Origin of the sequence: Streptomyces huiliensis, from assembly GCF_020037025.1 — a bacterium.
GTDB classification, from domain to species: domain Bacteria; phylum Actinomycetota; class Actinomycetes; order Streptomycetales; family Streptomycetaceae; genus Streptomyces; species Streptomyces huiliensis.
This window is the reverse complement of sequence record NZ_JAIQLH010000002.1, coordinates 55,112-78,994: the sequence shown is the minus strand read 5'-3', so window position 1 is coordinate 78,994 and position 23,883 is coordinate 55,112. Positions and strand designations below refer to the sequence as shown.

Sequence of the window (23,883 nt, the reverse complement as noted above, 5' to 3'; positions counted from 1 at the left end):
ATGAGCGAAGCCCACACCCCCCAGGCCCCCCGTGTGGCCGTCGTCGGCGGCGGCGTCTCCGGACTGGCCGCCGCCCTCCGGTTGCTGGAGGGGGGTGTGCGCGTCACGGTCCTGGAAGGCTCGGACCGGCTCGGTGGCAAGCTGCTCGCCGGGGAGATCGCCGGCGTGCCCGTGGACCTGGGTGCCGAGTCGATGCTCGCCCGCCGTCCCGAGGGCGTCGCGCTGGCCCGCGCCGTCGGCCTCGGCGACCGCCTCCGGCCGCCGGCCACCGCGAGCGCCGGCGTCTGGACCCGCGACGGCCTCCGGCCGCTGCCCAAGGGGCAGGTGATGGGCGTCCCTGGCGACCTCGACGCGCTCGCCGCCTCCGGCGTGCTCTCCCCGGACGGCCTGGCCGCCGCCGCCCGCGAGGCGGAACTTCCGCCCACCGAACCGGGCGAGGACGTCGCCGTCGGCACCTACGTCGCCGAGCGGTTCGGTCCCGAGGTCGTCGACCGGCTCGTCGAACCGCTGCTCGGCGGCGTCTACGCGGGCAACGCCTACCGCACCTCGATGCGGGCCGCCGTCCCCACCCTCTACGAGGCCGCCCGCGGCCGCCGCTCGCTCACCGAGGGCGTCCGCGCGCTCATCGCCGCCGCCCCCGCGAACGCCGGACCGGTCTTCGCCGGCATCGAGGGCGGCGTCGGCCTGCTGCCGCTCGCCGCCGCCGACGCCGTCCGCGCGGCCGGCGGCGAGATCCGCACCGGCACCCCGGTGACCGGGCTGCACCGGACCGCCGACGGCTGGCGGCTCGACCTCGGCGACGGGCACCTGGGCGCCGACGGCGTCGTCCTCGCCACCCCCGCGCCCGCCACCGCGCGGCTGCTCGCCGGGACGGCGGACACCGCCGCGGCCGTCCTCGCCGACGTCGAGTACGCCTCCATGGCCCTGGTCACCCTGGCCTTCCGCCGCTCCGACGTGGCCGGGCTCCCCACGGGCAGCGGCTTCCTCGTGCCGCCCGGCGACGGCCGGCGGATCAAGGCGTCCACCTTCGCGAGCAACAAGTGGGGCTGGATCGCCGCCGCCGACCCGGACGTCTTCGTGCTGCGTACCTCCCTCGGCCGCTACGGCGACGAGGACGACCTGCACCGCGACGACGCCGACCTGGTCAAGCTGTCCCTCGCCGACCTCCACGAGGCCGTGGGCCTGGACGCCACGCCGATCGCGTCCCGCGTCACCCGCTGGGACAACGGCCTGCCGCAGTACCCCGTCGGCCACCTCGACCGCGTGGCGCGCGTCCGCGAGCGGGTCGCGGGCCTGCCCCGGCTGCGGGTCTGCGGCGCGGCCTACGACGGCGTCGGCATCCCGGCCTGCGTCGGCGGCGCCCGCCGCGCGGCCGAGGAGCTCCTGGCCACCCTGCCGCAGGGCGCCCGGGGCGCGGGGGGACAATAGGGGGCATGACGACTGACGCCCAGAAGACCCCGAACGCCGGCAAGAAGGCCAAGGACCTCAACGAGGTCATCCGCTACACGCTCTGGTCGGTGTTCAAGCTGCGCGACGTGCTCCCGGACGACCGTTCCGGCTGGGCGGAGGAGGTCGAGGAGCTGTTCGCGGCCCTCGCCAAGGAGGACGTCACCGTGCGCGGCACGTACGACCTCTCCGGGCTCCGGGCCGACGCCGACGTGATGATCTGGTGGCACTCGGAGACCTCGGACGCGCTCCAGGACGCCTACAACCGCTTCCGCCGCACCCGCCTGGGGCGCGCCCTGGAGCCGGTGTGGTCGAACATGGCGCTGCACCGCCCCGCCGAGTTCAACAAGTCGCACATCCCGGCGTTCCTCGCGGACGAGACGCCCCGCGAGTACATCAGCGTCTACCCCTTCGTCCGCTCGTACGACTGGTACCTGCTGCCCGACGAGGACCGCCGCCGCATGCTGGCCGACCACGGCAAGATGGCCCGCGGCTACCCGGACGTCCGGGCCAACACGGTCGCGTCCTTCTCGCTCGGCGACTACGAGTGGATCCTCGCCTTCGAGGCCGATGAGCTGTACCGGATCGTCGACCTGATGCGCCACCTGCGGGCGTCCGAGGCGCGGATGCACGTCCGCGAGGAGGTCCCGTTCTACACGGGCCGCCGCAAGGCGGTCGCGGACCTGGTGGCCGGGCTGGCCTGAGGCCCGTGACGACGAACGGCCGCCGGCCGGGCTTTCCCGCCCGGGCGGCGGCCGTTCGCGTCCTTCCGGCGGGTCAGGTCGCCCGCGGCTCCTGGCGTCCCGCGCACGTCACGTTCCGCGTCGGCACCTCGCCCGTCAGCAGGTACTTCTCGAAGTACCCGTTGACGCAGGCGTTCGGCCCGCCGCCGATCCCGTGCGTCCCCGCGTCCCGTTCGGTGACCAGCGTGGCCGAGCCGCGCAGCCGGCGCAGCAGCTCCAGCGCGCCCGCGTACGGGGTGGCCGCGTCCCGCTCGGCGGCCAGCAACAGGACGGGCGGCAGCGCCCTGCGGGCCGTCCCGACCTCGAACGGCCGTTGCCGCGGCGCCTTCCAGTAGGCGCACGGCAGGTTCATGAACGCGTTGTTCCACGTCTCGAACGGCGCCCGCCGGGCGAGGCGTTCGTTGTCGCGGTTCCACCGTGACCAGTCGCGCGGCCAGTGCGCGTCGTTGCACTCGACGGCCGTGTAGACGGCGTTGCCGTTCTCGGCGGCCGGGCCCCCGGAGGCGCTGGGCGCGGCGAGCGCGATCAGCCGGCTCTCGTCGCCGCGCAGGTACGCGGCGAGCGCCTGCGCCGCCCGGGCCCAGGCGGTGTCCGTGTAACCGGCCTTGAGGAAGAGGCCCTGGAGCTCCCCCGGCCCCACCTTCCCGCCCGCGGGCCGGTGGCGCAGCCGCTCGGCGGCCTTGTGGTACGCGGCCAGCACCTCGCGCTCGGTGCGGCCCAGGCGGTAGACGGGGTGGTGCCGGGCCGCCCAGCGGCGCCAGTCGTACCAGCGGCGTTCGAAGGCGGCGGACTGGTCGAGGTTGTTCCGGTACCAGATCTTCCGGGTGGACGGGTTGACGACGCTGTCGAAGACCATGCGCCGGACGTGCCCGGGGAAGAGGGTCGCGTAGACGGCGCCGAAGTACGTTCCGTACGACGCCCCGAGGAAGTTGAGCTTCCGTTCGCCGAGCGCGGCGCGCAGGACGTCGAGGTCGCGGGCGTTGTTGCGGCTGGTGAAGTGCCGGAGGTCCGCGCCGGCGTGGCGCAGGCAGCCCCGCGCGTACGCCTTGGCCTTGGCGATCCGCTGCCGCTTGTACGCGGCGCTGGGGTGCTCGGGGGCGTCGCTCGGGCCCCGCTCGAAACGGGCCGGGTCGGCGCAGGTCAGCGGTGCGGAGCGGCCGACGCCGCGCGGCGCGTAGCCGATGAAGTCGTACGCCTCGGAGAGCTTCTTCCACGCCGGGAGGCCGGCCAGCAGCGGGAAGACCATGCCCGAGCCGCCGGGGCCGCCCGGGTTGTAGACCAGCGAGCCCTGGCGGTCGGAGCGGTCGCCGGTGGCGCGGCCCCTGCTGACGGTGAGGCTGATGTGCTTGCCGTTGGGGCGGGCGTAGTCCACCGGGACGGAGAACGTGCCGCACTCCACGGGCGCGGGCAGGCCCTCGGCGGCCGGGCAGGCCCCGAACGTGATGCCCTTGGCGGCGGCCCGCTCGGCCGCGAGCACCACGCCGCGGGCTTCGACCGGGCTGTCGGCGACGGAGGGGGTGGAGGGGGCCTGGGGGGCCGGGGGAGCGTACGGGGCGCCGGTGCCGTGGGCGGCCGGAGCGGAGGTCAGGGCGGTGAGGCCGGTGAGGAGGAGGGATCCGACGGTTCCGTAGAGGGCGACTGCGCGCACGGGCGTCCCTTCATATCTAATTGCGACAAAAGGGATATTCGATTGGCGGACCGGCGAAGTAAAGCACCCGGGGGAGATGTCGGCGGGTTGGACCCGATGAGGCCGATGGGCCCGACGAGGCTGACAGAGGCGATGAGGTCAACGGGCCCGATGGGACGGACGGCCGTGCGCGCTCAGTAGCGGTGCGCGGCCAGTGTCTCGGCCAGGGCGGCGCGGAGCTCCGGGTCGCGGACGGCACGGCGGCCGTGGACGGCCAGCGAGGTCAGGAACCCGACGTCGTCCGGTCCCGCGCCGCCGGGCGGCCGGACCACCGGCGCCCGGTTGAGGAGGGCCCGGCCGGCCGGGGAGGCCCAGAGGGTGTCGGGGTTCACCTCGAACCGCGCGATGGCCAGGCAGCCCGCCGTCAGCACCAGCGGCACGGCGAGCCAGCCGACGGTCCGCCCGAACGCCGCGCCGTCCGGCAGCGTCAGCAGCGTCGCCACGCCGGTGAGCAGGGACAGCACACAGGCGGCACGTACCTGCCGGACGGCGCCCGCCACCTCCTGGCGGACCCGCGCGGGCACCGCCAGACCGGCGGCCGTGAGCCGGTCGGCGAGGGCCCGTACCGCGTCGGCCGTGCCGTGCGCGACGCGTATCCGCGGCACGGGGGACTGGCCGTCCGGGCCCATCACGGTGATCACCGACCGCTCGACCTCGTCCCGGCCGACCGGGTCGACGACGGTCGCCCACCCCGTGTGGGCCAGCAGCAGCCGCCGCTGCCGGGCCATCGCGACCAGCGTGAGGTCGGTGACCCGGTGCGGGCCGCCGTTCAGGAACGCCGTCTCGTACAGCGTCAGGGCGTCGATCCCGGCGGTGGCCGGGCTCGGCCCGGGAGTGGCCGCCGCCATCGCGGCCTGGCAGAGGCGGGCGCAGGCGGCGACGGCGACCACGCACGTGACGATCAGCAGAACGACCCACATACGGGTGTTCTACTCGACCGCCCGCCCCACGCGCACCTCCATGTCCGAAATGCGGGCCTTGGCGGGGCGGCGCGAGGGTTCCGCGCCCGACCCGGCGAGCGGCCTACGGGTGCGGCGCCGCCGTCCTGCGGCAAGATGGCGGGTGGGGGTGATGGGCGTGCGTGAGCGGCCGGGAACGGGTGCGGGTCCGGGGTCGAAGGGCGGGGCGGTCGGGCGGCGGTACGACCCGGACCGGCTGTTCCTGCCGCCCGACGACGACCTCGCGCCCAACCGCCCCGGCGAGACCCTCCGCGCCCGGCTCGACGCGTCCCGCGCCGGCCGCGGCACCCTCCTGCTGGCCCGGCTGCTGGGCCGGCGGCCCGTGGAGGACCACTGGCGCCGGGCGCTGGCCGCCGAACAGCACGTCGGCGCGGCCCTGGACGCGCTGGCCGCGGGCGGCTGGGAGGTGGTCCACTCCGTCGTCCTGCCCGGTGACGCCGTCATCCCGCACCTGCTCATCGGCCCCGGCGGCGTCTTCGCCGTCCTCGTCGAACCGACCCGGCGGGCCCCGGCGCGGGCGGATGACGCCGCCGTCCGCGTCGCGGGCGAACGCCACGCCCGACCCGCCGTCCGCCACGCCCGCCAGAGCGCGGCCCGCGCCTCCCTCGTCCTCACCCGAGGCTGCGGCTTCCCCGTCCCGGTCGGCCCGGTCGTCGCCCTGGCCGGCGCCACGGAGGTCCACGACGACTCCGAGCGCGGCGACGTCCGCGTCCTGACCGACCGCCAGGTCCCGGGCCTGGGCATCCTCGGCGGCGTCCTCCACCCGGACCGGGTGGACCGGGTGCACACGGTGGCACGGAACCGGAGGGTGTGGCTGGGGTGTTGAGGTCGCCCGCGGAGATGACCGAGCGCGAGTACTTCGCCTGCGTCGGCCGGCGCCCCGGCATGTACGTCGGACGGCCGACCTTCCACGCACTGGTCGCCTTTCTGACCGGTTACGACGAGCATGCCGTCCGGCACGGCGGCCACGGTCTCGCCGGATGGCGGGACTGGCTCGTCACCCGCCGCGGGCGCGAGTGCGAACACGCCTGGCCCGGCCAGGTCCTGCACATCGCTCTCCCGGACGGGTGGGGCAACCTCTGGGAGCTGCCGCCGGAGGACGAAGAGCGGGCGATCAGGGTCCTGTTCGAGCTGCTCGACGAGTTCGCCGCCGAGCGTGAGGCAGAGGAAGGCGCGCGGGGCTCCCGGTGACCGCGGTGGCTAGACCGCCGCGTACGCGTACGCACGGCCCCGCGGCGTCCGGGTGAGGACGCGCTTGCCGTGGAGGCGGCGGAGGATGATCACGACCGTGCAGTAGGTGAGCGCGCCCGGCAGCCGCTCCTGGACCTCGCGCGGGGTCAGCGGGGTGTCCGCGCGGCGCAGTGTCGCGAGGACCTCGCACTCCAGCGCGCCGCTCGCGCGGCGGCGCCCGCGGCGCACCGCGGTGGCAGGTGTGCCCGCTCCCATGTCCTCGGTTCCTCCGGTGTACGACGGCCACGACGCGATCACGACGTGCGCGGGTCCGGTCACGGACCCGACAGACGAGTGTAAGGGGCTCCTCGGAGACGCGGCGGCAAAGCGGTGGAAATGCGGCGGAAGGGGGGCGGGGCGCGTCACGCGCCCCCGAGCGTGCGGCGGACGGCGTCGCGGAGCCAGCGGTGGGCTCCGTCGGCGGCGTGGCGGGGGTGCCAGGCCATGCCGATGGCCAGGGGCGGCAAGGGCAGGGGGATGTCGAGGAGGTGGAGACCGAGGGCGGTGGCGGCCTGGGTGAGGGGGGAGGAGGTGCCGGAGGGGGCGGCGGGGACGAGGCAGACGAGGTCGCTGCGGGCGACGAGGTGCATCGCGGCCAGATGCCCGGGCAGGACGGCGGTGACCCGGCGGCGCAGCCCCAGCTCGGCCAGGGCCGCGTCGAGGGGCCCGGTGAACCGGCCGCGGCGGCTGACCGTGACGTGCTCGGCGGCGGCGAGCCGGGCGGGCGTCAGGGGTTCCGCGGCGAGCGGGTGGCCGGGCCGGACGGCCGCGGCCATCCGCAGGGTGACCAGCTCCTCGACCCGGGTCTCCGGGTCGACGTGGTCGATCACTCCGACCTCCAGGTCGACCCCGCCGTCGCGGAGCGCGGGACCGGCCTCCAGTTCCTCGGCCCGCAGCCGCAGCGAGACGCCCGGCGCCTCCTCCCGGGCCAGGTCCAGCAGCCCGGCGGCGAGCGCCGTCCCGATCAGGTCGGCGGCCTGCACGGTGAAGGTGCCGCGCAGGGAGGCCGGGTCGACCTCGGAGCCGGGGCTGAGCAGCGCCCCGAGGCGGCGCACCACCTCCGCCGCCTCGTCCCGCAGCTCCTGGGCGCGCGGGGTGGGCACCATGCCCTGTCCGGCCCGGACGAGGAGCGGGTCCTGGAGGATCCGGCGCAGGCGGCCGAGCGTACGGCTCATGGCCGCGGGCGAGGTATGGAGACGGGCGGCGGCGCGGGTGACGCTCTGCTCGGTCAGCAGGGCGTCCAGGGCCACGGCGAGGTGGGCGTCGATCGCCGGAACAGCGCTGTTCACCAGGGTTATTCCATTTCAGGCAAGGATTCGTTGCTGAAGTTCCCATTGTGGCAACAAGGGGGTCGCTCCCAGGATGGGGGCATACCGAATCCGGCGCGAGCCCTGGGACTTCCCATGATCGTCATCACCGCTCCCAAGCCGGCCGGCCTGTCCTGACCACGGCCACTCACCCACCGAAAACCGAGAACGGCGAAGGAGCCACCATGTCTGCAGAGAACACCGCCGCAGAGAAGACCGCCGCAGAGAACACCGTCACTGAGGCCACCGACGTCCCCGTGACCGCCTTCATGCTCGTCAAGACCACGCGCGCCTGGCTCGACAAGACTCCCGAGGAGCGGATGCACGCCCTCACCACCGAGATCGTCCCCGTGGTGGAGGCCAAGACCACCGGCGTCCGGTCGCGCTTCTTCGACACGGAGTTCTACTCGGCGCGCGTCACCGACGTCTGGCTCTGGGAGGCCCGCGACCACCAGGCGTACCAGCTCCTGATCGACGCGCTGCGGGAGACGCCCTTCTGGGACCACTACTTCGAGGTCGTCGACCTCCTCGTCGGCACCGAGAACGGCTACGCCCGCAACTACGGCTTCGACACCGCGGCCACCATCAGCACCTGACACACGACCGGAAGCCGGAGGCCGCGCACCGGCATGTGGCGTCCAGGCCGAGTTCTACTGGTACGGCTGATCACCCGCGCCCCGTATCCCGGAAGTACGTGATGTGCCGGCCCATCCGCAGCCGCGAGGGTAAGGCCCTACGCAGTGGAACCGCTCGCCGCCGAGGGAGAGGGCGGATGGATTGGGCGCAGCACGGGGGGCGCTGGGGCCGCTGGAGGTGGCACACGCCAGAAGGGCCGTACGGAGGAACGGATCGCTGCCGCCGAAGCCGGTTTCGGCCTGGGAGTCGGCATGGGCCGGCGCCATGCGATCTCCGGTGAGTCGAACGGTTGCGCTACCTGCCTTGCCCCACCCTCGGCGAACTGGTGCACCTCCCACGAGCGGGCAGATGCCCTGCATGGCGCAGATGCCCGAAAGGTCGGAGATGGAGCCCGTGTGTGCTCGCGGTACCGCACTTCCGCCACGGAGCAGGAGAAGGAATGGCAACCGAACTGAATACGCCCTTCGGCCGCAGGCTGCGCCTTCGAAGGCTGTACGGGAGTGACTCGCGGCGGCTGCTGATCGTGCCGCTGGACCACTCCGTGACCGACGGGCCTGTCACTGGCGGGCGCGGGCTCGACGAGCTCGTCGGCCGCCTGGCAGCCTGCGAGGTCGACGCGGTGGTGATGCACAAGGGCAGTCTCCGCTCTGTCCGTCCCGGGCTCTTCCGCGACACCTCTCTGATCGTCCATCTGAGCGCCAGCACGGTGCACGCGGTGGATCCCGATGCCAAGTACCTGGTGGCCACGGTCGAGGAGAGCTTGCGCTTGGGTGCCGACGCGGTGAGCGTGCACGTGAACCTCGGCGCCGTGGAGGAGCGGCAGCAGATCTCCGACATGGCCGCGGTCGCCGAGGCGTGCGATCGGTGGAACGTGCCGCTGCTGGCGATGATGTACCCGCGCGGTCCCAGGATCGATAACCCACGGGATCCGGCGCTGGTGGCGCACGCCATCACCCTCGCCGCGGATCTGGGTGCCGACCTGGTCAAAACCGTGTACGTCGGCTCCGTCGCCGAGATGCGGGACATCACCCGTTCCGCGCCGCTGCCCGTGGTCGCCGTCGGAGGCCCGCGTGCCGCCGACGATAGCCGGGTCGTCTCCTACGTGGAGGAGGTCCTGCGTGGTGGGGCGGCGGGCGTCGCCATGGGCCGCAACATCTTCCAGGCTCCCGACCCCGGTGCGCTCGCCGCCCGGCTGGCCTCCGTCATCCATGCCGACCGACCGGCCCTCACCACCGCCGTTCCCACCCGAGAAGGAGTGCTGTCATGAAGCTGAGCTGGCTCGACATCCGCGGCCTCGGCGAGCTCAAGGAAGCCGTTCTCCAAGAAGCCCTGCATCACCGGGTCGAGGGTGTGGTCACCGATGATCCGGCCGACCTCACCGGGCTGCCGCCCACCCTCAGCCGTGTCCTGTTTCCGACGGGCGATGCGCTGCCCGACAAGTTCGGCGAGGCCACCATCGTCGTGGTCGACCCGGCGCGGCACGGTGTCACGCCGGCCGAACTGGCGCTCAAGCACCCGGACCTGGAGTTCGGTCGCTTCGTGGAGATCACCGACGCACCCACGCTGGAGGAGGCGTGCGAGGCGGCCCGGACGGAGCGGTGGAGCCTGCTACTCTTCCGCGACCCGACCAAGATCCCGCTGGAGATCGTCATCGCAGCGGCGGCCCGCTCCACCGGCAGTCTGGTGACGGTTGCCGCGGACGTCGAGGAGGCCGAGATCATCTTCGGCGTCTTGGAGCACGGCTCCGACGGTGTGATGATGGCCCCGCGCAGAGTCGGGGACGCCGCCAAGCTGAAGGCCGCGGCCCAAGAGTCGGTACCGGACCTCGACTTGACCGAATTGGAGGTCGTGGGTACCGAGCACATCGGCATGGGGGAGCGGGCTTGCGTGGACACCTGCAGCCACTTCCGTGAGGACGAAGGCATCCTGGTGGGTTCCCACTCCAAGGGGATGATCCTCTGTGTCAGCGAGACCCATCCGCTGCCGTACATGCCCACCCGGCCGTTCCGCGTCAACGCCGGCGCCATCCACTCCTATACCCTCTCCAAGGACGAGCGCACCCATTACCTGAGCGAGCTCCAGACGGGCAGCAAGGTGATGGCCGTGGACATCAAGGGCAGCACCCGTATGGTGACCGTCGGCCGCGTCAAGATCGAGTCCCGTCCGCTGCTATCCGTGCACGCAGTGGCGCCGAACGGGCGGCGGGTCAACCTGATCCTTCAGGACGACTGGCACGTGCGGGTGCTCGGGCCGGGCGGTGCCGTCCTCAACAGTACCGAACTCAAGCCGGGCGACCGGGTGCTGGGCTATCTGCCCAGTGAGGACCGGCACGTGGGCTATCCCATCGACGAGTTCTGCATCGAGAAGTGATCCATTGAGACGGTACGGAACTCATGCTCATTCCGGTGTCCGACCGCGGTCCGTACCCGGCGGGCGTGGGCGGGACTGCCGGACCTGTGCTCGGCACCATGAGCGGTGGTGACATCCTCCGTGTCGTCGTGGTGCCGGGTGCCTCAACTCCACCGAAGGCGGCGGCGCGGTAACCGCGCCGTCTGCTGCGTGCAGAAGCCGATGCCATCGCGACGGTCCGCGGTCTGCCCCGGCGTCAACCGACAGGCCGCAGATGACCGGGGGCGTCGGCTGCTCCATCGAGTCCTGTGGCGCCTGACCGGACTGCACTGCCGCCAAGTAGTGCTTTGCCGCGACGCGTGACGAAGTGGCCGCCGACGGACAGGGAACGTCGGCGACCGCAGCACACGCATCGCCGTCGACGAGCGGCATTTTTCTGCGCGACCGTGAGCAGGCTCGATGCACTCTCCGAAACCGGGGATCTATTCGTCTCCTTGAACGAGGCCGGACCGGGCCACCTCGATGATCCGCTCCGCCACCGCCCCGACTGCGCTATCGGGTGCCGGCGTGGGTCCACAGCACCGTGCAGGCCCGGGCGCGAGACGGGAGCGGGGGTGAGGGTCGGAGCAAGCTGCGCACCACCGCCGGCCAGTGGCTGGTGGGCCGCTCTCCCGCCTGAGTCCGAGCCGACGGTACCTCGCGGCCCTCCGCCGTAGTCATCGAGCCGGCTGGGGCGCGCGAGGCTGCCGTTGGCGGCCGGAGACGATGAGCCGTCCGGGCACGGACCAGAGTGACCCGCCACGTGGCGCGGCGGTGCCGAAGAGGCGTCGGGATCACTGGTATAGCAAAGCCTTGTCCCAATCCTCGTTCGGGCCGAACAGGCTGCGGGGCTTGACCACATCGGGCATCGCCCGCAGCAGCGCGGCGGGCAGCAACTCACCGGGCTGCAACGCGGACACCTCCACGGGCACATCCAGCTGGGAACGGACGGCGTTGGTCAGCCACGTGGCCGCCGCTGCCGCGCGGCCGGGCGCGGCCTCGATCTGCACGCGCAGCACTTCGGTCTCGGCACGGGCCCGCCAGAAGAGTACCTCGTCCTCCTCGGGCAGGGAGAAGACCAGCTCCTCCAGGCGGTGCTGTGTCACCGTACGCCCAGCCACGGAGTAACCGAAGGCCGAGCGGCCCAGTACCGTGACGGTGGGCAGGTGCCAGCCGCAGGGGCACTCCTCGTAGGACACCTCCACGGTGTCCTCCAGGTTGTAGCGAACCAGCGGCATGGCCTGCCGGTAGAGGGTGGTTACCACGAGCTGCCCGCGGCCCTGGGGGGAGCAGAGGCCGGTGGCCGGATCGTACACCTCGAACCGCGCTCGGTCGGCCCACAGGTGCAGTCGCCCCTCGGGGCATTCCCCGGCCAGGGTCCCGGTCTCGGTCGAGCCGTACTCCTCGACGACGGGCACTCCCCACAGCCGGCTGATCCGCCGCCGGCGTGGCTCACTGAGCGGCTCGCCGCCCACGAACAGGGCGCGTAGAGCGGGGAAATCCCGGCTCGGCTCCCACCCTCTGGCGCGGGCGCCGGCCCCCCACAACAGGCACTCGGTGGGCATCGACCAGGTGAGGGTGACTTCCAGGTCGTGCAGGGCCCGCACGATGCGGGAACAGGGAGTGGCCAGCGACCTGTTGTCGCCTGGAACCACGGTGGCTCCGTGTGACCGTGCGGCTGCATGGGCCAAGTGTCCGGTCAGCAGCAGGGCATAGGGGGTCCGCACCAGCAGGGTGTCGGCGGCCGTGATGCCCACGTGCTTGCGCGCGAAGCGTTCCGCCAGGTCCTGCCAATCCTCTGCCGTGTAGTACGAGGGTGTGGGCTGCCCGGCCGTGCCACTGGATTCGTGGTAGGTCGCCAGACGTTCCCGCTCCACCGCCAGCAGGCCGAAGGGGTAGTTGTCGCGCAGGTCCTGTTTGCCGGTCAGTTCCAGCGCTGCCAGGTCCGTGGCGCTCGCTGGGACGAGACCGGAGCTGAAGCGCCGGGCGTAGAAGGGTGAGCGAGCGGCCCAGGACAGGGTGCGGGCGAGCTGTTCGTCCTGCCCGTCCAGCAGCGCCTCGATGCTGTGCCAATCCCCCAACTGCGGCAGGTGGCCGGTCATGAGAACTCCTTCCCGAGGATGTGATGGGCGTTCTCCCAAGTGGTCCGGGCCACGGTGGCGGCGTCCAGGCCGAGCGCCGCGAACTTGGCCAGCTCGACGCCGGGGTCCTGCAGGGGATGCTCGGAACCGAACACCACGCGCGTGCGGCCGAGCAACTCCAGCGCGGCGCGGAGGGTGACGGTGTAGCCGCCGGAGGTCTCCACCAGCACGTTGCGGCACCGGCGCACAAGCTCGATGCCGTACACGTCGATATTGCCGATGCCCAGGTGGCCGAGGACGAAGGACACTGAGGGAAAGTCGGCGGCGAGACGCACCAGGTCGGCCACGCCACAGCCTGGCAGGGGCAGGCAGACGGTGTAGACGCTGTGCCCCGCGTGTGCCGCTGTCTCCACCAGGGCCGCGGTGCGCGGGTCGGTCAACGGTACCCCGTGCACCGCGGGGGAGATCTCCACCGCGGCGTACCGCCCGGCCTGTCCGGCGTACGCCGCCGGATGGTGCGGGTTGGCGAAGTAACAGGGCACCAAACGGTCGGGGAAGGCCTCGCAGGCAGCCAGCAGTCCCGCGTTGTCGGCATTCTCCCGAACACCGCCGCCCTTGAGGAACTGGCGGGAAATCCGCTCCAACGGAAGCGTGCCACCGGCGGTGGCGACCGCCCACCGGATGCCGTGTGCGTCCATGACGGCCAGCAACGTGTCAGCGGCGTCCGCGCCGGGGCGCAGACGTACCCGGAAGTCGGCCACCGGACCGCCGCCGGGCAGGCGCGCCGCCGTCACGGCCGGTGTCGCGGCCCGGGTCATGAGGCCTGCTCGCCGACTGTATGGCCGCTGACCAAGTCGAAGATCTTGCCCCAGTCGGTCGGCGGTGCGTCGCCGCGCCAGGCGACGTGCTGGTCGGGGCGGACCAGCACCAGGTCGCATTCCCACACTCCACGCGCGTGCCCGTCGTCGATGCTGAGCACGTCCAGAGGCAGGCCGCGCTTGTCCGCGGCCGGAACGGCCTCCCGGCCCAGACCCTTGCCCGAGAAGTCCACGAGCGTGAACTCCCGGCCGAGCCGGTCGAACAGCGGTGTGCCGTCCGGCAGCCGTACGCTTGGCGGACGGCTGCCAGGCCAAGTGGACGGGGTAATGCCGGTCCACCGCCAGTCGGGGGGCGGGTCGCTGCCGACGTCCTCGGTGAGAACAAGGGGCGAGGAGCCGTAGCGGTAGCCGAAGTGGATGCCGGTGTTCTCGATCTGAAACCGCTCCTGGGCCAGGTAGCCCGCCAAATGACTGTCGGGTACGCCGGCCGCGGTCAGTTGCGGGAAGCGCTGCCACACCTCCAGGAGGTTGAAGCACATCTCCCGGTTGAACAGCGCGACGGGTCGCCGCTCGGTCTCGTAGGAGTCCAGCAGCGCCGGGCCGCCCCAGCCGCGCAGCACCGCGGCCAGCTTCCAGCCCAGGTCCACGGCGTCGCCCAGCCCGGTGTTCGCGCCGTGCCCTCCCATGGGGTAGAACTCGTGCGCGGCGTCGCCGGCGAGGAAGACGCGGTCCTCCCGGTAGCGGTCGGCCACGCCCATGCGGCCCCGCCAGCGGGTGACCTTGAGGATTTCCTCGACGGTGATGTGCGTGCCCAGGCGGCGGCTGAGCACCCCGATGGGGTCGCGCTCGATGTCGGTGTCCTCCAGGACCGGAAAGAACGCGGTCCAGGTGTCCCGTTCGTCGCGGGAGACCAGCGTGGCGCCTTTCGCGGAGATGCCCAGGAAAAACCTGCCGTGTGGGCGCAGCCGTGGATCGGTGCTGCGGAAGTAGACGTCGTAGTGGTCGGTCTCCGGCCCGATGGTGGGCACACTGATGGAGGTGCCGCGTCGGACCGTGCTGTTGGCGCCGTCGCAGCCGACCACGTACCGGGCGGCGACCTCGTATTCCTCGCCGGTCGCCATGTCCGTGAGGGTCGCGGCGACGGTGCCGTCCGGCTGCGGGGCGAGCTCCCGGAGGGAGGTGTTGGTGCGCAGCTCCACCAGCGGCTGCGCACCGGCCCGCCGGCGCAGCAGTTCCTCCAGGACGTTGCCGGGCAGCCGCTGGTAGGGCTCCAGCGGTGCCGTCCCGTCGTTGACGGCGGCGATGCGGGCGAACACCTCGCTTACGGAGGGGTGCGTCCACTCCTCGACGGGTGGTTCGGCGAAGGTGCGGAACCACTGGAAGTTAAACGAATGGCAGGCCGGTACCCCGACGTCACGGACGGCGTCGGCCACGCCCAGTCGGCGGAACAGTTCCATACTCCGACCGTTGACGAAATCCATTTTCGGGTGGGGCGAGGGGGCGCCGTGCCGTTCGACGAGGAGGCAGGCGACCCCGTGGTGCGCCAGTTCCAGTGCGAGAGTCGAGCCGACAGGTCCGGCCCCGACGATCAGGACCGGGAAGGGCTGTGCGGCCGAAGCATGCCGGTTTTCCATGTCGGCACTCTGCCGGGGGCGTGCGCGCCGCACATGGCGCGATCGCGTCACGGAATCGCGTGAGCTCGGCGCCGCGCTCCCGCGGGGTGCGACGCCGGGGCGCGGGTCGGATGTGCCGGTGGCTCAGTCCGGGCGCTTGCGCAGCTGCGCGGTGAGTCGAGGCAGGGCCTCACCGAAGGAGCGCAGGTAGCTCAGGACCGTGTCGAGTTCTTCCTCGGAGTGTGCCCTGCACCAGGCGTCCAGCGCGTCGAGGACGGGAGAGTAGAGGGCGCCGGTCCGCTCCCGCTGGGTTTTCTCAGGATGGATGATCACCTTGCGGCGGTCGGTCGGGTCCTTGGCGCGGCGGGCGAACCCGGCCTGCTCCAGGCGGTCCACGATGCCCGTCACCGCCCCCGTGGTCAGCCCGGTCAGTTCCGCCAGGCGGCCCGCGGTGAGGGGGCCTGCGTGGTCGAGCACCCCCAGGCACAGAAGGTCGGTGCCGCCGATGCCAAGCCGTGCGGCGACGGCTTGGTCGGCCAGTGCCTGGCGCGTGGCTACCGTACGCGCCTCCCGGTAGATCGACCGGGTCAGCTCCTGGCGACGCGGCCGGCTCACGGGATGTTCTGTGTGGCCCATAGCCGTTGAACTTCCTCACGTCGTAAGTATCTTAGGAACTAATTTAATACTGCTGCCCTCGGAGGTACACCGCATGAGCAATGAAGCAGTGGCGGCCGACGTGCCGCCGGGCATCCCGGCACGGGGAGGGAATCCGCAGGCTGTCATCGCCGTCGTCCTCATCGCCGTCTTCGTGGACGTGCTGGACGCCAACATCGTCAACGTGGCCATCCCCGCCATTCAGGGCGACCTTGGGGCGTCGAACTCGGCCATCCAGTGGTCCCTGATCGGCTACACCCTGCCCTTCGCCCTCATGCTCATCACCGGAGGCCGGCTCGGCGACATCTTCGGCCGCCGTCGGCTGTTTCTGTTTGGCATGGCGGGCTTCACCCTCGCCTCCGCGTTATGCGGGGTCGCCGTCTCCCCGGGCATGCTGATCACCGGACGCGTCGTCCAGGGCGTCATGGCGGCCATGATGGTGCCGCAAGTCCTCTCGATCATCTCGGCCACCATTCCTCCCGCCAAGCGCGGTGGCGCCTTCGCCCTGTACGGCATGATCGCGGGCACCGCCAATGTCAGCGGCCCCATCCTGGGCGGACTGCTGTTGAAGGCCGATCTGTTCGGGCTCGACTGGCGGCCCATCTTCCTGGTCAATCTGCCCGTGGGTGTCTGTGCCTCCGTCATGGCGTTGCGACTGCTGCCGGAGAGCCGCAGCGAACGGCCCCTTCGGCTCGACCCGTTCGGCGTCGTCCTGATCACCTGCGCTCTACTGGCCGTGCTCTACCCGCTGCTTCAAGGCCGCGAGCTCGGCTGGCCGGGCTGGGGATGGGCCCTGATGGTCGCAGCCGTCCCGGTGCTGGGAATCTTCGCCCTGTGGCAGCGACGCAAACAGGCGGCGGATGGCTCACCGTTGGTTCCGCCCACGCTCTTCAGGCTGCGCGGGTTCAACGCCGGGCTCGTGGTGATGCTCACCTTCCTCACCGCCGTCATCGGCTTCTTCCTGATCCTGACCCTCTACCTCCAGCAAGGTCTGGGGTACTCACCGCTGGCCGCCGGCGCCACCAGCCTCCCCTGGCCGGTCGGTGTCACCCTCGCCGCTGTCGTCGTCAGCAACGCCGGTACGGCACCCAAGCGGGTGCTGGTCACGCTGGGAGCCGTCGGTATGGTCGGCGGCCTGCTGATGCTGATCGGCACCATTCAGCTCGCCGGTACCAGCATGAGCGGTTGGTATCTGATCCCTTCCCTGCTCGTAGGTGGCCTCGGTATGGGACTCGTGATGGCCAAAGCCACCAACGTCAGCCTGCTTCAGGTGCCGGGCTCGGACGCCGGCGCGGCATCCGGCGTTTTCAACGCGGTGATGCAGGCGGGCGGTGTCGTGGGCATCGCCCTCATCGGCGTCCTGTTCTTCGGCGCGGTCGGCTCTCAGGCGAGCTCGGGCTCCGAAGCCGTTCACTCCCGGCTTCGGAGCGATCTGCGGGCGGCCTCCGTCGTCGGTGCGGCTCAGGACCGGGTGGTCGGCCGCTTCGACGCCTGCCACGAGCGGCGGATGGCCGCCCAGGAGGGCGCGGCCGTTCGACGCGACTGCCCTGAGGCGCCGGCGGCTGTCCCGGCGGACGCCCGGCCCGAGGTCGGCCGGGCGCTGGCCCGAGCCGCCGAGGAGGCCAGCGCTCACACCTATACCGATGCCATGCGGCGCACCCTGTGGTGGAGCGTCGGCCTGCTGGTCGTCGTCACAGCCCTGACCGCGCTGCTTCCGCGGGGCGGAGAGCCCTCGGAGGCGGCGTCATCTCTCGGCACCGCGGGGGACGCCGGGAACGCCCCGGGCGCCGAGGAAGGGGTGGCCGACCCGGTGGGAGGGCCGGCCGGTGAAGGGGCCGACCGGCCGGGCAACGATGCGGTGCAGCCCGGACATTGAGCCCACACAGGAAAGTGGGCCCGCGTGATCTTCGCGGGCCCACCGCGGTACCGTGCCGGGAAGAGGGCTTTTCTCAGCCTGGGCACGGCTCGGCACGCGCGTCGAGCCCGAAGGCCGTGTGGAGGGCGCGTACAGCCTCTTCGAGGCGGCTGACCGGGACCAGTGCGGAAACCCGGAGCTGCGAGGTGAGGATCCAGGTGGTGGGAATGTCTGTCTCGGCCAGCGCCCTGAGCATACGTACGGTGCACTCGGGCCTGCTGAGCAGCCCGGCACCGACGATGGTCACCTTGCCGACCTCCTCGTCGATGCGCAACCGTCCGCCGAGCGTGCCGACCAGCCGCGCCAGGGCCGGCCGCGCGGCGCCCAATGCACTGCGCCGGGTGGAGAAACCCATCCGGAACTCCTGCTCTTGGGGGCCGGAACGGGCCACCAAGTCCACGGGCAGCGCGAACTCGGCGAGCAGACCCAGGATCTCGGGTGTCGGGTCCGGCTCCGACACGGGGCACCGCACAAGTACCCGCGCCACGTCCGCGTCATGGGTGACAGCGGTGGTGACCGGAGCCGTTTCCAAGGCCGTCTCGTACGTACCGGTGATCACCGTTCCTGGTCCTTCCGTGCAGGAGCTGAGCACGACGGTGGGGACCGCGTGCAGGGCGGCCAGTTCCACGGCGCGCGAGTGCAGCACCCGCGCGCCGGTGAACGCCATCTCGGCCATCACATCGACCGGTATTCGCGGCAGTAGCCGGGGTGCGGCGACCACCCGCGGGTCGGCGCTGTACACCCCGGCGACATCGGTGTAGATCTCGCAGCGTTCGGCTCCCAGCCCGGCCGCCAGCGCGACGGCGGTCGTGTCGGAGCCGCCGCGGCCGAGCGTCACCGTGTCACCGCTGGAGTTGACGCCCTGGAACCCGGCCACCACGGGGACCACCCCTGCGTCCAGAAGGCTCAGGATGCGTCCCGGCGCCAGCCGGTCGATCAGCCCGGCGCCGTGCCGCCCCAGTGCGCGCAAACCCGCTTGTCCCCCGGTCAGGGACTGCGCGGGGGTGCCGCGCGCGTGCAGGGCTGCGGCCATCAGGGCGGCCGAGGCGATCTCACCCGTGGCCAGCAACTGGTCGATCTCCCGCAGCACCGCGTCACCCGGGGACCGGTGCTCTGTCAAGTGGTTCATCGCGGCCAGGAGCCCATCTGTGGTGCCACCTTGTGCGGAGACTACGACCACCACCCGCACACCTCGCTTCATTGCCGCGGAGATCCGCTGGGCCGCACGCCGCACCTGCGCAGGTGCGGCCAGCGAGCTGCCGCCGTACTTGTGGACGACCAGGCCCCGGCAGCGCCCCGACACGTTCTCGGCGGCGCTGCTCGACGTCCTGGACGGTACCGGCGCCGTCGTCATCGAGGCACCGGCCGTCCCCGGACGACGCGAAAGTCCGTCGCCTCGATGACCGGGGAGATTTCGGCCGCCTCGAAGCCGGCCGTGCCCAAGACGTGCCGCAGTTGTGCCTCCGTTCGCTCGAAGCCGCCCGCTGTCAGCACCAGCATGTTGAGATCGCTGAACGCCGTCTCGACGCACACCGACTCGCTTGCCGCCGACGGCAACACCGGCTCGATGATCAGCAAGCTGTCGGAGGCGTCCATCGAGGCCCGGCAGGTTCGCAACAGGTCGACGGCCCGTGCGTCGTTCCAGTTGTGCAGGACGCTCTTGAGGAGGTAGCCGTCACCGTCCTCGGGCACCTTGTCGAAAAAGTCCCCCGCCACCACCTCGGTCCGCCCGGCGAGCCCCACCTCCGCCAGCCGCTCCCGCGCCCGCTCGGCCATCGCCGGGGTCTCCAGCACGATGCCGCGCACGCCCGGGTGGCGCTCCAGGAGTGCGGCCAGCAGCGTGCCGTCCCCTCCGCCGACGTCCACGAGGGTGCGGTACGGGGAGAAGTCGTAGCCGTCCGCGATGAACGGTGCTTCGAAGGCGGCGTTGGCGGCCATGGCGGAACGGAAGGCATGGGCGAATCGCGGATTGTCCGCGATGTACGAGTAGAAGTCGGTGCCGTGCAAGGTGTCGAAGGCCGCTTCGCCCGTGGTGATGCTGTGGGTCAGCCGGGACCAGGACTGCCAGAACTCCGAGCCGCAGAACAACCCGGCGATGTCGGTGAGCCGGCCGGGTGCGGAGTGGTCCAGCAGCGTCCCCATGGGCGCCGTGGCGAACGTTGCGGGCCGCGGTTCCGTCAGCACACCGAAGGCCACCAGGGCGCGAAGCAGCCGGTGCAGCGAGGGCGGGTGGGTGCCGGACAGCGACGCCAGTTCGACGCTGTCCCGCGGCCCGTCCCGCAACAGCTCGGGAATCCGCAGCTCCACCGCCGTACGGATCATCTGCGAGGTCATGTAGCCGTACGTGAGCCGGACGAGTTGCGCCCGGGCGGCGGCGTCGGCCTGTGTCATCGCGTACTCCTTCGCTGTAGTGCCTGGGTGGGTGGGCGGGAGCCGACACGTCCGGGCGCCGGGGCACGCGGCCCCGGCGCCCGGACGACCTGTCACGCTTTGGTGGGCACACCGGCCAGCACTGCCGCGACGACCGCGTCGAATGAGTCGACCACGGTATCTGCGCCGACCGCGGTAAGTTCGGCCGCTGTGGCGACGCCGTAGCCGACGCCGATGGTGGACATTCCGGCCGCGATGCCCATCTCGATGTCACCGCTCGCGTCACCCACTACGACGCACTCCTCGGGCTGCAACCCGAGCTCTTCGGCGATTTTCAGGGCCATGTCCGGGCAGGGCTTGCCGCGCGGCACGCTGTCATGCCCCGCGATTGCCTCGAACTGGTCGCGGATGCCGGTCAGTTCCACGGTCTTGACGGCCGCCGCATGCACCTTGGAGGTGGCGATGCCCAGCTTCCGGCCGACCTCCCGCAGGCGTGGCAGGCCGGAGGCGACGCCAGGGAAGAGCAGGCGGCTGCCCTGTGCGCGCACGTGCGCACCGAACAGCTCGCGGTACCGGGACATGGCCTGCCCGACGTCCTGATGGCCGGCCTCCACACCGAGCAGCTGAGCGAAATTCTGGTCCAGTGGCCTGCCGACCGTCGCGCGGATCTCCTGTTCGACGGGCGTACGCCCCATGGCGCTCAGGATCTGCGCGGTGACCGCAGTGATGGCCGGGGCGGTGTCGGCCAAGGTGCCGTCCAGGTCGAATATCACGCCCCGCCACACGGGGCCGATCGGGGTGGCCATCTCACTTCCCCTGCCGCTCGGCGGAGAGGGCGACGGCGAACTCACCGGCGAGCCGCGCGTTGCTGACGAGCACCGAGCGGGTCGCGGCGCCGGCCCGGCCGGCGGTCGCCTGCCCGACGGCCCGCATCAGGAAGGGACTGATCGCGTTGCCGGTCACGCCCGCTGCATCGGCCTCCTCCAGCGCCCCCTGGATGGCCCGCTCGATCTCCTCACCGTCCAGCGCGTCCTGCTCGTCGATGGGTGCCGTCAGCAGGACGGAGCCGCCCTTGTTGATCTCCCAGTGCAACAGCACCGCGCGCGCCGCCTCCGTCAGGTCGTCGACCTTGGGCACCGGGACGTCGGACTCGCGGACGTAGAAGGCGGGCAGTCTGTCGGTTCGGTAGCCGAGTACCGGTACGCCGGCCGTCTCCAGCACCTCGGCCGTCAGCCGCAGGTCGAGTATCGACTTGGCGCCGGCGCACACGACGGTCATCCGGCTGCGGGTGAACTGCTGGAGGTCGGCGGAGATGTCGAACGTCTCCTGCGCCCGGCGGTGCACACCGCCGATGCCGGCCGTGGAGAAGACCGGTATCCCGGCGTGTTCGGCGCCCACGATGGTGGAGGCCACGGTGGTGGCTCCAAGGCCGCCGCCCGCCATGACGGGGCCGATGTCGCGTGCGCTGACTTTCGGGATGCCCTTGGACCGGCCGAACCTGTCGATCATCTCCTCGTCCATGCCGACGACGAACTTCCCGTCGGCGATGCCCAGCGTCGCCGGCACGGCGCCCGCGTCCCGCACTGCCTTCTCCAGCGACAGCGCGATCTCTACGCAGTCCGGATAGCCGGGGCCGTGGGCGATGAGCGACGATTCCAACGCGACCACCGGACGCCCCTCGGCGACCGCGGTCCGTACTTGCTCGCTGATGTAGAGCAGTGTGCCCATGTGCGATGTCCTCTCCTGTGTCTGGTGGGGCCGCTGCGGGGGCCCCGAGTCACCGGCGCGGCGGGGCTGAGGGGCCGCGACGCTCCCACGGACGGGGTACGGGGCTCCCGACGCCGGCTCTGCGCCGCCGCGCCGGGTCAGCCAGGGCCTCCGGTGTGTAGTGCGCGTCGGCGGGGTTGAGCACGCTGCCAGGCGGCACACAGGCGTCGATACGGTCGAGAAGATCGGCGTCCAGCACGGTGCCGGCCGCCGCGAGCAGGCCTTTCAACTGCTCCCGGGTACGCGGCCCGATCAGCACCGACGTGACTGCTGGGTGGTTGCGGACGAAGCCGAGCGCCATCTCCATCAGCGTCAGCCCGGCCTCCGATGCCAGCTTTGACAGTTCGGCCACGGTGTGTTGCTTGAGCCGGTTGCCGGTCAGGCCGAGATCGAAGTTGGCCCGGTGCGCCGCCTGACGGCCCCGGCTCAGGTCGATCTCGCCTTGGTACTTGCCGGTCAGCCAACCCTCGCTCAGCGGACTCCAAGTCGTGACGCCCAGCCCGTGCCGCTCACAGGTGGGGAACGTGGCCGCCTCGGCTGCCCGGTTGAGCAACGAGTAGGGCGCCTGTTCTGTGCGGAACCGGACGAGGCCGCGCCGCTCGGCGACCCACTGGGCCTCGACGATCTCCTCGGCGGGGAACGTGGTGGTGCCGACAGCGCACACCTTTCCCTCTGTGACCAGGGAGGTCAGCGCGGAGAGAGTCTCCTCGATGTCCGTCTCGGGATCCGGCCGGTGTACCTGATAGAGGTCGATGCGGTCGGTGCCCAGCCGGCGCAGGCTCTCCTCCACGGCGCGGATGATCCAGCGCCGGGAGTTGCCGGACCGGTGCGGGCCATCTCCCATCGGGAAGTGGAACTTGGTGGCCAGCACCACCTCGTCCCGCCTGTGAGCCAGAGCCTTGCCGACGATCTCCTCCGAGCCACCCCAGGAGTAGACGTCGGCCGTGTCCACGAAATTGATACCTGCATCCAGCGCCGTCTCGATGATCCGCACGGACTCTTCAACGTCGGGGTTGCCCCAGATGCCGAACATCATCGTGCCCAGACACAGCGGGCTGACCTGCATCCCGGTGCGCCCAAGCGTCCTCAATTCCACTGCATTTCCTCTCTTTGGCGCGGGTGAAGTGAGCCACGGCCACGACGCGGCGTGCCACCGGCGCGCCGGTGCGACACTGCCGCGAGGCGCGGATCGACAGTGGCGGAATGTCGGGAGGTCAGTCCGCCGGCCGGGCCCACCGACTCCACGGCTGCGCGGCTATCCATCGGCGCAGCGGGGTCAGCCGAATGCCCAGATGCTTCTCGACGGCGACCGGATCCGCGGTGAACGCGTCCTCCCCGGCCGAGGCCCACGCCCAGTGGTAGCCACCCGCGATGCCCGCACCCAGCTCGGGGCCCATGATGGCGCCGACGGCCGCCTCGAAGTCGCCGGGCGCCATGGCGTGGAAGGTCACCTCGCGGCCCAGTTCCCGGGCGAAGAGCTCCGCGAGCCGTGGACCTGTGACGGCTTCCGGGCCGCCGACGGGCAGCGCGGAACCGACCAGTTCGTCGGCCCCATCCAGGGCCGCCACCGTGGCTGCCGCCATGTCGTCCAGCGACATCCAGCTCACCGGCAGCGAGTTGGGTAGGGGGAAGGCCAGCACACCGTCGTTGACCAGCGCCGGGGCATGCCCGGGGCCGAAGAGGTTGTCCAGGTAGAGCGGCGGGCGCAGCACCGTGATCGGTAGCCCGCTCGACCGCAGCGTCTCCTCGGCGATGCGCCGGGTCTCGAATGCCGGGTAACCGGTCGGCTTCGATGGAACCGGCAGATTGGTGTTCAACACCAGCCTGCGCACTCCCGCGCGCTCCGCGGCGTGGACCAGGTTGGCCGCGTACGCGGAGGCCATTTCCATGTCGTAGACCAGCGGGAGCCCGGCAGCCACCCGGGTGACGCCCTCGAAGGCGCGGCACAACCCCTCGCGATCGGCCAGGTCCACCGTGCGCACGATCGCACCGTCGTGGGGCGTCGCGGTGTGCCGTGCGAGGCCCACCACCTCACGGCCCCGTTCGGACAGAAGTTTGAGCACGGCACCGCCCTGAGCGCCGGTGGCACCCGTCACCAGGTAGCGCTCCTGCTGTGTGTCGGACATGGTCTTCCTTCCTGTCGGAGTGCGGTGGAAGTGCCGTTCCGGGAATGCGAGCCGGCGCAGTGCGGCCACAGGCCACCGGGTGTGAGCCGGGCGGGCCGGCGAAGCGGCCCTCCCTGGCGTCCGTCACCTCATGGGGCGGGGCA

General features: G+C 71.8%; 22 protein-coding genes. 8 read left to right on the top strand and 14 right to left on the bottom strand.

The genetic code is table 11. The features are described 5' to 3' along the window. A complete protein-coding gene (hemG, locus tag JNW98_RS00490; RefSeq protein ID WP_223766016.1) occupies positions 1-1,428 on the top strand; it encodes a protoporphyrinogen oxidase in 1,428 nt (475 codons plus the stop codon). A 5-nt stretch (positions 1,429-1,433) separates the two neighbouring features. Next, complete coding sequence (gene hemQ / locus JNW98_RS00485) at positions 1,434-2,150, top strand: hydrogen peroxide-dependent heme synthase (RefSeq protein WP_223766015.1); 717 nt, start codon at positions 1,434-1,436, stop codon at positions 2,148-2,150. Positions 2,151-2,223: 73 nt separating this feature from the next. Here hemQ and JNW98_RS00480 read toward each other — a convergent pair whose 3' ends face one another. Then, a complete protein-coding gene (locus JNW98_RS00480; RefSeq protein WP_223766014.1) occupies positions 2,224-3,837 on the bottom strand; it encodes an alpha/beta hydrolase in 1,614 nt (537 codons plus the stop codon). Between the two features lie 173 nt (positions 3,838-4,010). Next, on the bottom strand, positions 4,011-4,796 hold the full coding sequence (locus JNW98_RS00475) for a TIGR04222 domain-containing membrane protein (RefSeq protein ID WP_223766013.1): 786 nt from the start codon (positions 4,794-4,796) through the stop codon (positions 4,011-4,013). A 157-nt stretch (positions 4,797-4,953) separates the two neighbouring features. Between JNW98_RS00475 and JNW98_RS00470 the strand changes: the two genes are divergently transcribed. Beyond that, complete coding sequence (locus tag JNW98_RS00470; protein ID WP_223766012.1) at positions 4,954-5,661, top strand: NERD domain-containing protein; 708 nt, start codon at positions 4,954-4,956, stop codon at positions 5,659-5,661. Between the two features lie 14 nt (positions 5,662-5,675). Then, complete coding sequence (locus JNW98_RS00465; RefSeq protein WP_223766011.1) at positions 5,676-6,026, top strand: hypothetical protein; 351 nt, start codon at positions 5,676-5,678, stop codon at positions 6,024-6,026. 9 nt (positions 6,027-6,035) lie between these two features. Here the strand turns inward: JNW98_RS00465 and JNW98_RS00460 are convergent, their stop codons facing one another. Further along, the gene (locus tag JNW98_RS00460) at positions 6,036-6,344 is read right to left on the bottom strand and encodes a BlaI/MecI/CopY family transcriptional regulator (RefSeq protein WP_223766010.1); all 309 of its coding nucleotides are present in this window, start codon (positions 6,342-6,344) and stop codon (positions 6,036-6,038) included. A gap of 83 nt (positions 6,345-6,427) precedes the next feature. Continuing rightward, positions 6,428-7,363: a LysR family transcriptional regulator gene (locus JNW98_RS00455; RefSeq protein WP_223766045.1), complete on the bottom strand. Its 936-nt coding sequence runs from the start codon at positions 7,361-7,363 to the stop codon at positions 6,428-6,430. 194 nt (positions 7,364-7,557) lie between these two features. On the opposite strand from JNW98_RS00455, the gene JNW98_RS00450 reads away from it, so the two are divergent. The 3 genes from JNW98_RS00450 (at position 7,558) to JNW98_RS00440 (ending at position 10,378) form a co-directional block, all read left to right on the top strand. Continuing rightward, the gene (locus JNW98_RS00450; RefSeq protein ID WP_223766009.1) at positions 7,558-7,968 is read left to right on the top strand and encodes a darcynin family protein; all 411 of its coding nucleotides are present in this window, start codon (positions 7,558-7,560) and stop codon (positions 7,966-7,968) included. A gap of 479 nt (positions 7,969-8,447) precedes the next feature. After that, complete coding sequence (locus JNW98_RS00445; RefSeq protein WP_223766008.1) at positions 8,448-9,275, top strand: 2-amino-3,7-dideoxy-D-threo-hept-6-ulosonate synthase; 828 nt, start codon at positions 8,448-8,450, stop codon at positions 9,273-9,275. Further along, the gene (locus JNW98_RS00440) at positions 9,272-10,378 is read left to right on the top strand and encodes a 3-dehydroquinate synthase II family protein (RefSeq protein WP_223766007.1); all 1,107 of its coding nucleotides are present in this window, start codon (positions 9,272-9,274) and stop codon (positions 10,376-10,378) included. The genes JNW98_RS00445 and JNW98_RS00440 overlap by 4 nt, the downstream gene beginning before the upstream one ends. Positions 10,379-11,190: 812 nt before the next feature. On the opposite strand, the gene JNW98_RS00435 is transcribed toward JNW98_RS00440, so the two are convergent. The 4 genes from JNW98_RS00435 to JNW98_RS00420 all read right to left on the bottom strand — a co-directional run bounded on the left by JNW98_RS00435 (position 11,191) and on the right by JNW98_RS00420 (position 15,523). Then, positions 11,191-12,498 carry a phenylacetate--CoA ligase family protein gene (locus JNW98_RS00435; RefSeq protein WP_223766006.1) on the bottom strand — a complete coding sequence of 436 codons (1,308 nt, stop codon included), beginning with the start codon at positions 12,496-12,498 and terminating at the stop codon, positions 11,191-11,193. Next, positions 12,495-13,295, bottom strand: a complete 801-nt coding sequence (locus JNW98_RS00430; RefSeq protein ID WP_223766005.1) for an amidohydrolase family protein — start codon at positions 13,293-13,295, stop codon at positions 12,495-12,497. Before JNW98_RS00430 ends, JNW98_RS00435 begins: the two co-directional genes overlap by 4 nt. Next, a complete protein-coding gene (locus JNW98_RS00425; RefSeq protein WP_223766004.1) occupies positions 13,292-14,929 on the bottom strand; it encodes an FAD-dependent monooxygenase in 1,638 nt (545 codons plus the stop codon). The genes JNW98_RS00430 and JNW98_RS00425 overlap by 4 nt, the downstream gene beginning before the upstream one ends. A 123-nt stretch (positions 14,930-15,052) precedes the next feature. Beyond that, positions 15,053-15,523 (bottom strand): MarR family winged helix-turn-helix transcriptional regulator, encoded by a 471-nt coding sequence (locus JNW98_RS00420; RefSeq protein WP_223766003.1) that lies wholly within the window; start codon positions 15,521-15,523, stop codon positions 15,053-15,055. Between the two features lie 94 nt (positions 15,524-15,617). Between JNW98_RS00420 and JNW98_RS00415 the strand changes: the two genes are divergently transcribed. After that, positions 15,618-17,438, top strand: a complete 1,821-nt coding sequence (locus JNW98_RS00415; protein WP_223766002.1) for a DHA2 family efflux MFS transporter permease subunit — start codon at positions 15,618-15,620, stop codon at positions 17,436-17,438. A 73-nt stretch (positions 17,439-17,511) separates the two neighbouring features. Here the strand turns inward: JNW98_RS00415 and JNW98_RS00410 are convergent, their stop codons facing one another. The 6 genes from JNW98_RS00410 to JNW98_RS00385 form a co-directional block, all read right to left on the bottom strand. Next, a complete protein-coding gene (locus tag JNW98_RS00410; protein ID WP_223766044.1) occupies positions 17,512-18,780 on the bottom strand; it encodes an aspartate kinase in 1,269 nt (422 codons plus the stop codon). 47 nt (positions 18,781-18,827) lie between these two features. Next, positions 18,828-19,868, bottom strand: coding sequence for a methyltransferase (locus JNW98_RS00405; RefSeq protein WP_223766001.1), 1,041 nt, complete (start codon positions 19,866-19,868; stop codon positions 18,828-18,830). Between the two features lie 92 nt (positions 19,869-19,960). Then, positions 19,961-20,653, bottom strand: coding sequence for an HAD family hydrolase (locus JNW98_RS00400; RefSeq protein ID WP_223766000.1), 693 nt, complete (start codon positions 20,651-20,653; stop codon positions 19,961-19,963). Position 20,654: 1 nt separating this feature from the next. After that, positions 20,655-21,575, bottom strand: a complete 921-nt coding sequence (locus JNW98_RS00395; protein WP_223765999.1) for a pseudouridine-5'-phosphate glycosidase — start codon at positions 21,573-21,575, stop codon at positions 20,655-20,657. 49 nt (positions 21,576-21,624) lie between these two features. Further along, positions 21,625-22,710, bottom strand: coding sequence for an aldo/keto reductase (locus tag JNW98_RS00390; protein WP_223765998.1), 1,086 nt, complete (start codon positions 22,708-22,710; stop codon positions 21,625-21,627). 118 nt (positions 22,711-22,828) lie between these two features. Beyond that, on the bottom strand, positions 22,829-23,740 hold the full coding sequence (locus JNW98_RS00385; protein WP_223765997.1) for an SDR family oxidoreductase: 912 nt from the start codon (positions 23,738-23,740) through the stop codon (positions 22,829-22,831). Positions 23,741-23,883: the final 143 nt, after the last annotated feature.